Here is an 11,642-nt window from a genome sequence, read left to right as displayed (position 1 = left end):
CGTGGCTCTCGGCGAATAGCTGCCGGTCCGCTTTCGGGCATTCTCTGGCAGAGCTCGGACGTCCGAAATTAGGGCGCAAAACAGACGTCCGGTATCCCGATTCGAAACGTTCGCCCTCTAAATCTGTGCTCTTGCAAGTTGCCCTTCCGGAGCACCCAACAAACAATCACAAAAAATCATGGAAAAATTGGTATTTTTGCCATGTATTGAAATGGCTGGGACCATCCGAAAGCGCTGATAGAGATAGCAGATGTTTCGATCGGTGATGCCGCACGTTCTTTGCGCCTAATTCCGGTCATTCGATCACGCGTGGCATGATCCTAAAAGTTGCCGCTCACTTCGGAGGGGCTTCGCCATCAATTCCCGCTCGGTGGCCAGTTCTCCAAGAGGGAGGCGCATCCACTTTGTCTCCTCGCTGGGATGGCGATGGAAATACCGTTTAACATCGCGGCTAAAATGCGCCGCGCTAGCATAGCCGACCCGCGCCGCGATTGATAGTGTGGGGTATGCACTCGCGTGGAAAGACAAAGTATTGGTAAAATAATATAACTAGAAAATTATTAATTTAGAATTATTTATATTAAATAAACACTGAAATTTATAATTATCTTTTATTATTATTTTCTTAAATACATAAAATATCACCCATTTCTGAATGATGAGTTCCATTCCTCGACCTCTTCTTGACGGTATTGGGAATGCTGCATATCCTCCATTGAAAACAATAAAGGCGAGGATTGAGATGGTGGGGGAGAGGCCACAATCTGCAGTTTCGGCAAGGGGCTGGTCTACTGATTATGCCATTTATCCGTCTGCGAAGTATTCAGGTGCGCCTCCGCGTCCAATACTGCTCGGCGCGAATTCTAGCGGAGTTGATGGAGTACAGCTTCTCGACTGGATTGTGCCGGATCGCGTCGAAGTTGTCAGCGAAGGGGCCCGCTCCTGTAAGCCGATCGGCGAACGCTCAAGCAAATTCTGCATTTATATGGCGGATCGCACAACTTGGGTCGGCCGCGACCGGGGAGACTTGCGTCAGGCGCCCCCACATCGCGTGGTAGTCATAAACACTGATGAACCGATTATCACTGTTAGCCCAGAGGATACGCGGCATTTGACTTTAGTGCTCCCCGGCTGGTTGGTCTGTCGACATGCACCGATCCCCGAACAGTTGGTATTTTTTCAGCAGCCAGCGGAACACGTAAATTTTGCTGCGGCCCGTGAAATCATGCTCGCCTTGCGCGCATGCTTGGATATCTCACAGTTTAGCAGCGTCAGCTCTGATCTCGTCGCAGGTCTGCTCAAGACGCTTTCGGGCTCCGGACACGTATCGCTGCCGCATGCGACACGTCACTCGTTGTCGACGCGGATGGAACTGGTGAAACGTACAATTGCAGAGAACTACAGCGATCCTGATTTCGGGACGGAGGAGCTTGCTAAAATATTATGCGTATCGCCCCGACATCTTGCGACTATCTGTGCAGGGGTCGACTCACCGGGAAAGCTGATCCGCACTTTTCGGCTTGAACAAGCATTGGCGCTTCTTCGTTCGCCGCCTTGGCGCGATCGATCGATCACCGACATTGCCTTTGCCTGCGGATTTAACAGCAGCAGTCATTTCAGCACGGCATTTCGCCATTATGTCGGATGTTCGCCGCGGCAATGCCGGGCGCAGGCTGAACAGCACGGGAATTCGCAACTTCTCTGCTGATTTATGAAAGACAGCAGCCGGGTTGCCCAGTTACCCATCTCAGCAACAATAAGAGATTGGGAAGGATGACTGGTATGAAAATGGCGTCACGCTGGCCGCTTGGATGCGCTCTACTCGCTTCCGTCGCAGCTCCACCGGCCTTGGCACAGGCGCCCTCTATGCAAAAGGCGCCATCAACTGCCATTCCCGAAATCGTAGTCACCGCACGTCGTACTACCGAAACGCTGCAACGAGCTCCGGTGGCCATCACTGCACTTGATGGCGATGCAATCCAACGGTCCGGCATAACCTCGGTTACCGAGTTGGAAAGCAACTTACCGGCAGTCCAGTTCCAAGTTGCGACCAGCATTCCGATCATCACCGTTCGGGGCGTGGGAACTTTCAGCACCCAGGCCGGTGTCGATTCTGCTATCGCCTACACGGTTGACGGCATTTTTCTCGCCCATCCGCAGGCCTATCCGCCAGTGCTGGTCGACATTGCTCGGGTCGAATCTGTACGCGGCCCCCAGGGAACTCTATATGGTCGCAATTCCAATGGTGGGGCGATCAACTTCATCACGAACGAGCCACGTTTGGGGCAACTCGAGGCCAACCTTTCGCTGACGGTCGGCAATTACGACTCCCTCGCCTCCGAAGCTGTGCTGAACGTCCCTGTCGGTGAAGACGTTGCGATCCGTGGTGCGTTCGGTTCCAGCCGGCACGATGGATATTATGATGATGGCTACAGCAATGCCGATGATTGGGTTGGTCGTGTCCGGTTGCTGGTACAGCCGAGCAATCAGTTCCGTATGGTGCTCAGCGCTGACAAGTATAGCCTCGACAACGTCGGTGCGGGATGGGACTACTGCCCTCCGAATACCGCAAGTGCGCAATGCGCCAATCAAAAATTTCAGCCGTACACTGGCCTAAGCGGTCGCAATCCGGATGATTTCGGTCGCACTCGCACTTGGGGTGTCTATAATCAGGCCGACCTGACGCTCGATGGGTTAACTATCACCTCGCTCACAGGGTATCGTGATAACGATTTTCTCGCTCGGCAGACACAGATCCTCGCTCCCGCTCGATCGTCCGGGTTCATTCAGGGAGTCATCAGCCGGCTGTTCACTCAGGAACTGCGTCTGGCGGCTCCTGATAGTTCCGATGTAAAGTGGTTGGCTGGCGCTTTCTATGCACGCGAGACCGGTCCCGCCTCGCAGACATTCAATCAGGATGGTGTTCCTTATTTCTCGAGCGAACCGTTTCTGAAGTCCATTTCCACAGCCGTCTTTGGTGAGGTCACGGTCCCGCTGACAGAGGGTTTCAGGTTGATCGGCGGCCTACGCTATACCGACGAACGCAAGTCTGCTGTCGGTGTCGTCAGCACGGTCAATGACGACACCACTGCCCAACTGCCGATTGATCAAAGGTTTCGTACAAAGAAGTGGACGTGGAAAGCCGGGGTGGAGCTCGACTATTCTGATAATGCGCTCGCCTATGCCAACATCAGCACCGGCTTCAAGTCGGGAGGAATCAACCAGGTCCCATCATTACCGGGCTTCACTGGATCGTACCGGCCTGAAACGATTACCGCCTATCAAGCGGGTCTGAAGACCCGCCTGTTCGACGATCGCCTCCAGCTAAACGGCGAGGGATTCTACTATGACTATACTGATTTCCAGGCCCTGCAGGTGATCCGCGATGCTGCGATCCCGGGCTTCTTCATTCAGACCACCAATTCGCAGAAATCGTCGATGTACGGCGCTGAATTGGAGGCGCAAGCCGCCATCTCAGGCAATACGCGAATATCTATGCAAGGCACCTGGCTGCATGCTCGGTTCGACAAATATATCATTGGCTCGACTGATCTATCAGGCAACCAAATTCAGGCTGCTCCCGACTTTACCGTGGGCGCTGCGATCGAGCACAGTTTCGATCTCAGCAACGGCGACCGTATCCTCTTTGGCGCAGACACCAAGTGGGTGAGTGGTCATTTCGTAGCCAATAGCAACGCACCCGGCTCGTACCAAGACGATTACCTGCGTAGCAACGCGAGTCTGACATACAGTTTAATTGACCTCAGTTTGGAACTTACTGCCTTCCTGCGGAATATCGAGAACAATGCCCAAATCGCTGCCTATCAACCGAGTGCCAAGGGCGATCTGGTGCTACTGAATCCACCGCGCACCTTTGGTATTCAGGCCTCGTGGCGATATTAGGCCTCTGCTGGAAGATGGTTGGATCAGTATGGATGAGAGAACAACCATGAATATGCGGGAATCTCGATTGTTCGAGCCCTTCGAAGTACGCGGTATGAAGCTGGCCAACCGCTTTGTTCTGCCAGGGATGCAACGCGGCTGGAGCGTGGGCGGCGCACCGACAAGCAACCTCATCGACTATTACGTGCGGCGGGTGCGAGGCGGTGTAGGACTTCTTATCACCGAATCTGTGGCAGTCGATCATCCCAGCGCGACGCGCGGGCCCACGTTTAGTCGGCTCAATCGCGAGACCCTTGAGGCCTGGCGAACCTGCATCGCTGCGGTACACGACGCCGGCGGAAAAATCATGCCCCAGCTTTGGCATGAGGGTGCGATCCGCAAAGAAGAGGAACCGGGCTCCGGCGGCAAAGTCGTGCCGACGCTAAGCCCCTCGGGCCTGATGAAGGAGAACCGTCCGCGCGGTCGTGCAGCCACCAAGCAGGAACTCGAGGATATCAGGCGCGCCTTTGTCACCAGCGCCCAATTGGCGCAGGAAGTAGGGGCCGACGGGGTAGAGCTGCATGGCGCTCACGGCTATTTTCTCGACCAGTGTTTGTGGCACGAGACCAACCAGCGCGACGACGAATTCGGCGGGCCGACGCTTGCCCATCGCGCGCGCTATCCAGCCTCGATTGCGCGCGCCGTGCGTGAGGCGTGCGGGGACGACTTCGTCATCTCATTCCGCTTTTCGCAGTGGAAGGAAATCGATCTGAACGCCCGAATCGCCGAGACAGTGGAGGATCTAGGCCACTTCGTGTCGATACTTCGCGACGTGGGGGTGGACCTGCTTCACGTTTCGACGCGGCGCTTTTGGGAGCCAGCGTGGCCCCATTCTGACAAGACAATGTCTCGCTGGGCTAAGGAGCTTTCGGGATTGCCGGTGATCGCCGTTGGAAGCGTTGGCCTCAGTTCCGATATTATGGAGACCGCCCAGGGCGTCGAATCCGAAGACCAAATCAGCAAGAGCGTTGCCTTGCTCGAAGCTGGAATTTTACGCGGCGATTTCGACCTTATAGCCGTCGGCCGCGGGCTGATCAGCGATCCGGAGTGGGTAAGCAAAGTGCGCGAAGAGCGCTTCGAGGATATCATCCGTTTTGAGCGGAGCCACATAGGCCGCCTTGACGGCGAGACTGACCACATGGAAGGCGTCGCCCCGAAGGATAAACGATGACTCCACCGTCGGCATCCAAGGTCGCGTCGCTTGCGCCGCTCGCAACCAAGTCAACAAATTCCCGTGTTTCATCGGTAGCACTGTCGATCCTGCTGCTCGCCTATTTGCTCAACAACGTCGACCGCTTCATCCTGTCGATCCTCTCTCAGCCAATCAAGGAAGACCTCCAACTTACCGACACGCAACTAGGTTTACTTACCGGGTTTGCGTTTAGCCTACTCTATGTGGTGTGCGGTTTTCCAATGGCACGTTGGTCGGATCGTGGCAATCGCAAGGTCATTCTCTGCACCTGCATTACGTTTTGGTCAGTCATGACAGCCTTGTGCGGTCTCGCTGCAAACTTCGTCCAGCTTTGCCTGTTCCGCGCCGGAGTGGGCGTAGGTGAGGCCGGGTGCTTGCCCGCATCCCATTCACTCATCAGCGATATGTTCCCGGCTGAAGCGCGCACCAAGGCGATGGCAATCTTCGGTCTCGGCATGCCGCTGGGAGGGCTGGCTGGCATGGTCATTGGCGGTTTTGTTACCGACCATTGGGGCTGGCGTGCGGCACTACTGGTGGTTGGCCTGCCGGGACTGATAGTCGCCGCGCTTATACTACTTGTGATTAAGGAGCCGGAGCGTGGCCGTTTCGACGAGGTTTCCGCGGCCCCGACCGTTCGCACCGAAACTATGCTTGATATCGGCAAGGTGCTCTGGCGCTCACCGGTCGCGCGCAATGTAATTTTGGCACTGATCGGCGCCGGATTGATGGGCGCCCCGAACGTGGTTTTCATGGGCCCCTACATGATCCGCCGGTTCGATCTCGGTTATACTGAGCTAGGCGTAATCCTTGCTCTGACCTTCATGCTCGGCTCGGCAATCTCAACCTTGGGTGGGGGGCTGCTAATCGACCGCGTTGCGCGACGGGATCGGCGATGGACTCTTTGGATTCCAGCTATCGGAATTGGCCTGAGCGCACCAGTGTACGTCATTGGCTACGTGCAGTCTTCTTGGCCGGCATTCTCGGCTCTGCTTTTTATCGGTGCGGTCCTTAACTCGACGTACCTCGCTCCGTCTTACGCGGTACTTCACGACACCGTCGGCCCAAGCGGCAGAGCCTCAGCTTCAGTAATCGCCGCTTTTTTCCTCAGTATGGTGGCGGGTGGCATTGGTCCGCTGCTTGGCGGATACGCGATTGACTGGCTGGCCAGCGGACTATTCGACAGCGCATTAGCGGCGAGCTTTTTAGAGTCATGTCCCGGCGGGATCGCCCCTGCCGGCTCCGGCTCCGAGCTGGCGATGGCGTGCGATACGTCCCTTATCTCTGCCACCCAATATGTTATCGCAGGGACGCTCGCGTGCATGGTATGGCCCGCTTGGCATTATGCGCGAGCAGCCAAAGCGATGGGATCTCGGACGGCGGCTCAGGCAGAATGTTAGTCTACAGCTCGTCGCAACCGTCATGAGGATGCTACTTGAGCGGACCACGACGACGGCCGGTCCCAAACCTGTCAAAGATTTTCAGTTGGGCGGTTGGTTATGCACTGAACCGTTGAAGCTCCGATTGTAGCTAGAAGGAGCCCGGTGCGGATGGAGCGTTCGCCGATCCAGCTGAGCCACTCCTAGACGACATTTTTCATAAGCTTTGTACCGTCGTCGGACCTGATATCTGCCGGAGCGCGGACGTTCAACAGGTCGGCAAGCGACGCCAAGACGTCTTGGCGCAGGATCCGTCGCCTCACCACCAGCCCCAAGCATCCTGCCGACCTTATAAATATGATCAGGATCCGGAACTTGCGACCGTCATGGGTTGCTCCTTAACTGAAATCATCGCCCAGAGCACGGACATTCAGGTCGGAGCCGGATGTACGAACCGACATTGAGGAGGAAGTGGCCCAGTAACTGTTCGCCATTCTAACTTTAAACTCGCTATTAATGGCACTTGTATAATTTTACCATGATTGACTGAGATTGGGCCGGGAGCGGACCGGCAAGTTTCGGCGTGGAATTGGCGATGACAGCCGGTTGAAAGCTGTACTGATAGAGCGGCTTCAATTCGTCCCATTGGGCCGTTCCAGCGCAAAACAGCACGCCCAAAAGCGGACATGAAACTGCGGGGCGCTATCGGCTTCAATCGGGCCGTGCCCTGATTAAGCCGATCGCGTTCGGGTGCTTAGCGCGAACAAAAGCAGTGAAAATTGCCATCCCGTCGCTCTCTAATCTTTGAAGAATAGGCGCGACGGAATGGCGAATGATGCCTAAACGGGAAGCCTCAGGTGAGGGGCGGGTAGTCCGTGTAGCCCTGCTCGTCGCCCACATAGTAGCTGTCTGGGTCAGACGACGCCAAGGCGGCATTTTGACGGAAGCGTTCCGGCAGATCCGGGTTGCTGATGAAGAGCGTTCCGAAGGTCACTGCGTCGGCTAAGCCCGACGCGATCGCCTGTTCGCCGGTTTCCCGATCATAGCCTACGTTCACGATGAACACACCGGAGAAGCGCTTTCTTGCTTCGGGGGCCAGCGGCTTGAGGCCATCGGGAAGTTCCGCCGCTTCCATGAAGTGAAGTATGCCCACCTTCCTGGCCTCGAGAGCCTCTACGGCAAACATGTATGTGCCTTCCAAATCGCTGTCGCCCATGTCGTTATAGGGAATCCGAGGTGACAACCTTACGGATACCCGCGATGGCCCAAACACCCGGATGGCAGCGTCAGTCGCTTCGAGCAGGAAGCGGGCGCGGTTCTCGATAGGCCCGCCGTAAGCGTCCGTTCTCTTGTTTGGACCGTCTTCGAGGAATTGGGCCGGGAGGTAGCCATTGGCACCATGCACTTCAACACCATCGAAACCTGCGGCTTGGGCTGCGCGTGCAGCGGCCTCGTAGTCTGCAATTGTGGATTGGATTTCCTCCAAAGTCATGGCGCGCGGGGTGACGGTTGGCTTCGGCCCCTCAGGCGTAAAGGCCTGGCTTTCGAAGGGCACTGCCGAAGGCGCCACCGGCAAAGCTCCGTCATGGAAGTCTGGATGAGACGCACGGCCCGTGTGCCAGAGTTGCGCAAAGATAAGGCCACCTGCTGCATGAACAGCGTCAGTAACCTTGCGCCATCCTTCAATCTGTTCGGATGTATGGATCCCAGGTGTATTCGTCCAGCCGATCGCTTGCTCGCTGATCTGCGTGCCTTCCGAAATGATCAGGCCTGCCGAGGCACGTTGGGAGTAGTAAAGTGCAGTCCGATCATTTGCCACATGGTCGGGCGTTCTAGCCCTTGTCATGGGAGCCATGAACACTCGGTTCTTGAATTCGAAGGTGTCGGTTTTTAACGGGGTCAGTAGTTTCAGGTCAGTCATTTGATGCTCCAGTAAATCTGGAGGCCTAGATATACATTGTAGACCTGACATCAATTAGGCACCTTGGGTCGCCTAGGTAGGACTGAGTAAACCTACCACCCGTTTGACGAGACTTAACCCGCACGTTTTCCCACCTGAACACCACTGAAGCCGTCATCCGATTGGCGCGCATCGAACGCTTCCCGTGCAGCATTGACATCCGGAAGATTGTCTAGCGTCCACTGGTGAAGTTTTCGCAATGGCTCTTGCAAGGTGCGGCCCAGCGCGGTGATCTCGTATTCGACAGCAACTGGCGAAAGGGAAATGACGCGGCGGGTGATCATCCCATTGCGCTCGAGTTTGCGCAGGCATTGTGTAAGCGCTTTCTGACTAACGCCCTCCAACCGCCTGCGAAGAAGGTTAAACCGATGAGGCTTGTCGGACAGGACCGTCAGCACCATCGTCGACCATTTGTCGGCGATCTGATCGAAGAGGCCCCGGCTCGGGCAGTCCGATGAGAAGCAAATCGGATCTAATTCCGTGACATCACGCATTTTATGTTCATCCAAAAATTTGTGTTTCGGACATGCTGGTATAAAATCTATACCTAGCTTCTTGGCTTGGCACTTGCACGAAGAAAGTCGGAATGCGGCTTAAGGTGGGCACAGGAAACATAGTCCCACACGAATGCCGGACGATGGTATACGCGCTGGGCTGTTTATGCCGGTGCAGCGGTCACCCAGCGGGTAAACACAGCAACGCCCTCGGGAACCGCCCATCCCAACGCACTTCAAAGAAGCCGTGGAGTCGCAATTGGTCGAATAGCTGCCATCAGACCAAAGCTCATCGAACGGCCGGTTTCACGGTTCTTAATGGGCTTGCCCGGTGCTCGAAGCTTGAGCGCGTAACCGCCGCCATGGGTATGTTGATCGAACGTCTGCTCTCGGATGCTTTGGGCTGCAGCCGGAATTACCGATCTTGGGGCGCATAGCTGACACGCCGGTTTGCCGCCCAGAGTCCGCTATCCAGTTCTGCACTTCCGAAAGCAGACTTACCGGATTGTCCAACGTTGCGGTCGTTCTTGTGAGAGACGATTGATGTCCGCTTTCGGGCGGCGCGCCAGATTGGGCACGATCAAATCCGCATGGTGCGCGATGTGTTGTCCGATGCGGAGGCGCCGCTGCCCGCTGAAGCGCTCGCCAACCTATTCAAGGGGCACACCTCGTCCAAGCGCAAGGCCTGTGTATCAGGGGGGACGAACTGCTCTTCGCCACTGGGGCTGCGCACCGCAGCGACGAGGGATATTTTCTGTCGCTCTGCCGTAATGATGTAAGGTCTATTGAAACACTTTGCTTAAGCGGTATACATTTATGTAAATCAAGTGGCTGTAAGTACTGAAAAAATGTTACGTTTTCGTGGAATGTCTACATTCCCCTCGGCTCCACCAGTGACCAGCTAAGTCCTTAAAGCGGAACGAATAGCTAGAAAATTAGCCATTTATGCCATCGGGATACCGGACTGAAGAAGCTATGTGATCATATAGGTAGCTGCAAGTCTAAGAGAACCCACCAAAGGTTACATAGACTTTTCCATATAGACGGCCTGGCCACCATAGGTCGCAAGTTTGGCATTTAGCGAGGGGCTTTCCTGAGGCTCGAAACCCTGCGCTTTCCAGAAAGATGTCGCATTGCCCACAGCAACCAGGCCGCAAAGCGCCAGATGCTGACTAATCGCGTACTCTTCGATTTGTTTCAATATCCGGGAAGCGGCACCGCTTCCGCGCGCGGCAGGGGAGATTGCGAGGTCGTGGATATAGAAGAGCTCGGCTTGCGCGGGAAGGGCGCCGAGCAGCGTGTCCAATGCCGGCGGGGAGGCGCGCTGCCATGGATGGGAAATGAAATAGCCTTCGCACTTTTCTCCGCTGGCGAGCACGAAGCAGCCCTCCGGGTAGAGGGAGAGCTTTTCTGCAAATATTTCCGGACGTTCGGGATAATCTTCGTGAATTGCGTCCGCCAGAGCGGAAACTTGCGGTAGGTCGCCCTGTGTCATGGGGCGCCAGACTAGCTTCCTCTCAGCCATTTTTCACTCCTCTCCATGCAGAAATCGTGCGTGCTTTGCCTTTGATCGCTTTATTGTGCAAGATTGAGGCCTTGCGCATTCAGGACCTTACCTACACCCATGTCTGACGAAAAACCATTCGGCGCCCTTCCCGATCGCAAGGACATTCCGCCCTTTGCTGCTTTGCGCGCTTTCGATGCGGCTGCGCGCCTTGGCGGGGTACGCAAAGCTGCCCGTGCTCTTCAGCTCGATCATGCTGTGATCAGCCGTCATATTCGCTCGCTTGAGAGTTGGACCAATCTCATGCTGGTGGACCGCTCTCATTCCCGTCTGACGTTGACCGAGGAAGGCCAACAATATCACAAACGCGTTGCGCAAGGGATTGATCTGTTGGCTGAAGCGACCCGCGATCTGATCAAGCAGCACGATGCAAGTGAACTGACGATCTGGTGTACACCGGGCTTTGCATCCAAATGGCTGCTTCCACGGCTCGGTCAGGTTGAAGAGGCGCTGCCACAATTGGGAGTGGATGTTCGTCCGGCCGATCAGCTGCCCGACTTCAATCGGCAGGAAGGTGATATCGATATCCGCTACGCTCCGATTTACGGGCAGCCCCTCGTTTTGCCTCCTAATGTACGTAGTTTTGAATTTGCTTCACCTGATGTGATCCCGGTCGCATCGCCGGCCTATCTTGAACAGGCGCCCCCGGTCCGCACAGCACGCGACCTTGTCGATCATCCCCTGATTCACGAAGAGAGCTTTGAAAACTGGCAGACCTGGCTGACCCGTCATGGTGCTGATGCGATCGCGGTTAGTGGACCAAAACTCTGGCATGCGCATCTTACGATTGATGCAGCAGTGCAGGGTAGGGGCATCACACTCGCCAATCATTTCCTGGCAGCAGACGCGCTAGCAAAGGGAGATTTGGTGGAGGTCGAGGGCAGCGAAGACCAGTTTGAGCGTATCTCGCTTGGGTCCTATCTTCTTGTGGCCCGAAGCGACCGCTGGAATACCTTGCCAATTTCGCGTTTTCGCGACTGGCTTGGGGCTGCTGTGGCCAGCTCCACCCGGAATGCCGCCTGATGCGGTGACTGTGGTGCACCAACAAGGCCTCGGTTGGCATCTTGTTTTCAATCACCCAAGATGAAAATCTCACCTTCTCGAATTCTACTCA

General features: G+C 55.7%; 8 protein-coding genes. 5 read left to right on the top strand and 3 right to left on the bottom strand.

Annotation, left to right across the window (positions count from 1 at the left end):
• The first annotated feature begins 742 nt into the window (after nt 1–742).
• From GRI91_RS13085 to GRI91_RS13070, 4 genes are all read left to right on the top strand, one after another.
• Nucleotides 743–1,708 (top strand): helix-turn-helix domain-containing protein, encoded by a 966-nt coding sequence (locus tag GRI91_RS13085; RefSeq protein ID WP_160737123.1) that lies wholly within the window; start codon nt 743–745, stop codon nt 1,706–1,708.
• A 158-nt stretch (nt 1,709–1,866) separates the two neighbouring features.
• Nucleotides 1,867–3,903 (top strand): TonB-dependent receptor, encoded by a 2,037-nt coding sequence (locus tag GRI91_RS13080; protein ID WP_160737122.1) that lies wholly within the window; start codon nt 1,867–1,869, stop codon nt 3,901–3,903.
• A gap of 46 nt (nt 3,904–3,949) precedes the next feature.
• Entirely contained in the window at nt 3,950–5,113 is a 1,164-nt protein-coding gene (locus tag GRI91_RS13075) for an oxidoreductase (protein WP_160737121.1), read from the top strand.
• Entirely contained in the window at nt 5,110–6,531 is a 1,422-nt protein-coding gene (locus tag GRI91_RS13070; RefSeq protein WP_160737120.1) for a spinster family MFS transporter, read from the top strand. Before GRI91_RS13075 ends, GRI91_RS13070 begins: the two co-directional genes overlap by 4 nt.
• A gap of 832 nt (nt 6,532–7,363) precedes the next feature.
• On the opposite strand, the gene GRI91_RS13065 is transcribed toward GRI91_RS13070, so the two are convergent.
• The 3 genes from GRI91_RS13065 to GRI91_RS13055 form a co-directional block, all read right to left on the bottom strand.
• A complete protein-coding gene (locus tag GRI91_RS13065) occupies nt 7,364–8,431 on the bottom strand; it encodes an alkene reductase (protein ID WP_160737119.1) in 1,068 nt (355 codons plus the stop codon).
• 113 nt (nt 8,432–8,544) lie between these two features.
• Nucleotides 8,545–8,964 carry a winged helix-turn-helix transcriptional regulator gene (locus tag GRI91_RS13060; RefSeq protein WP_160737118.1) on the bottom strand — a complete coding sequence of 140 codons (420 nt, stop codon included), beginning with the start codon at nt 8,962–8,964 and terminating at the stop codon, nt 8,545–8,547.
• A gap of 1,021 nt (nt 8,965–9,985) precedes the next feature.
• Nucleotides 9,986–10,489 (bottom strand): GNAT family N-acetyltransferase, encoded by a 504-nt coding sequence (locus GRI91_RS13055; RefSeq protein ID WP_160737117.1) that lies wholly within the window; start codon nt 10,487–10,489, stop codon nt 9,986–9,988.
• Between the two features lie 99 nt (nt 10,490–10,588).
• Here GRI91_RS13055 and GRI91_RS13050 point away from each other — a divergent pair, with 99 nt between their 5' ends.
• The gene (locus GRI91_RS13050; protein ID WP_160737116.1) at nt 10,589–11,551 is read left to right on the top strand and encodes a LysR substrate-binding domain-containing protein; all 963 of its coding nucleotides are present in this window, start codon (nt 10,589–10,591) and stop codon (nt 11,549–11,551) included.
• Nucleotides 11,552–11,642 lie beyond the last annotated feature (91 nt).

The organism is Altericroceibacterium endophyticum (assembly GCF_009827595.1).
Lineage (GTDB): Bacteria > Pseudomonadota > Alphaproteobacteria > Sphingomonadales > Sphingomonadaceae > Altericroceibacterium > Altericroceibacterium endophyticum.
Note: the sequence above shows the minus strand (reverse complement) of the source record. Positions and strands in the feature narration are given on the sequence as shown.

Excerpts from the sequence above, each read along its gene's own strand:
- GRI91_RS13080 (WP_160737122.1), top strand. The coding sequence starts at position 1,867 with ATGCAAAAGGCGCCATCAACTGCCATTCCCGAAATCGTAGTCACCGCA.
- GRI91_RS13050 (WP_160737116.1), top strand. The coding sequence starts at position 10,589 with ATGTCTGACGAAAAACCATTCGGCGCCCTTCCCGATCGCAAGGACATT.
- GRI91_RS13075 (WP_160737121.1), top strand. The coding sequence starts at position 3,950 with ATGAATATGCGGGAATCTCGATTGTTCGAGCCCTTCGAAGTACGCGGT.
- GRI91_RS13055 (WP_160737117.1), bottom strand. The coding sequence starts at position 10,489 with ATGGCTGAGAGGAAGCTAGTCTGGCGCCCCATGACACAGGGCGACCTA.
- GRI91_RS13085 (WP_160737123.1), top strand. The coding sequence starts at position 743 with ATGGTGGGGGAGAGGCCACAATCTGCAGTTTCGGCAAGGGGCTGGTCT.
- GRI91_RS13060 (WP_160737118.1), bottom strand. The coding sequence starts at position 8,964 with ATGCGTGATGTCACGGAATTAGATCCGATTTGCTTCTCATCGGACTGC.
- GRI91_RS13065 (WP_160737119.1), bottom strand. The coding sequence starts at position 8,431 with ATGACTGACCTGAAACTACTGACCCCGTTAAAAACCGACACCTTCGAA.
- GRI91_RS13070 (WP_160737120.1), top strand. The coding sequence starts at position 5,110 with ATGACTCCACCGTCGGCATCCAAGGTCGCGTCGCTTGCGCCGCTCGCA.